This window comes from Xanthomonas sp. XNM01, from assembly GCF_014851915.1.
GTDB lineage: Bacteria > Pseudomonadota > Gammaproteobacteria > Xanthomonadales > Xanthomonadaceae > Pseudoxanthomonas.
The window spans coordinates 1-812 of sequence record NZ_JACVAP010000015.1; the positions used below are offsets into that span (position 1 = coordinate 1).

Genomic DNA, 812 nt, shown 5'->3' on the forward strand with positions numbered 1-812 from the left:
GGCGCTAGCTGCAGTGGAGCCATCCTTGAAATACCACCCTGATGTGCTTGACGTTCTAACCTGGGCCCGTAATCCGGGTCGGGGACCGTGTATGGTGGGTAGTTTGACTGGGGCGGTCTCCTCCTAAAGAGTAACGGAGGAGCTCGAAGGTACGCTCAGCGCGGTCGGACATCGCGCACTGTGTGCAAAGGCATAAGCGTGCTTGACTGCAAGATCGACGGATCAAGCAGGTAGGAAACTAGGACTTAGTGATCCGGTGGTTCTGTATGGAAGGGCCATCGCTCAACGGATAAAAGGTACTCCGGGGATAACAGGCTGATACCGCCCAAGAGTTCATATCGACGGCGGTGTTTGGCACCTCGATGTCGGCTCATCACATCCTGGGGCTGTAGTCGGTCCCAAGGGTATGGCTGTTCGCCATTTAAAGTGGTACGCGAGCTGGGTTCAGAACGTCGTGAGACAGTTCGGTCCCTATCTGCCATGGGCGTTGGAGATTTGAGAGGGGCTGCTCCTAGTACGAGAGGACCGGAGTGGACGAACCTCTGGTGTTCCGGTTGTCACGCCAGTGGCATTGCCGGGTAGCTATGTTCGGAAGCGATAACCGCTGAAAGCATCTAAGCGGGAAGCGCGCCTCAAGATGAGATCTCCCGGGGCACAAGCCCCCTGAAGGAACCATCAAGACTAGGTGGTTGATAGGTCAGGTGTGTAAGTACAGCAATGTATTGAGCTAACTGATACTAATGATCCGTGTGGCTTGACCATATAACCTCAAGTGGCCTTGGACTCGACGTACACGTCGATGGAATCCAAAT

The 812-nt window shown here is 54.7% G+C and carries 1 rRNA gene; it reads left to right on the forward strand.

Annotation, left to right across the window (positions count from 1 at the left end):
• A 23S ribosomal RNA gene (locus IB242_RS20255) occupies positions 1 to 762 on the forward strand; the annotation flags it as partial.
• Positions 763 to 812 lie beyond the last annotated feature (50 nt).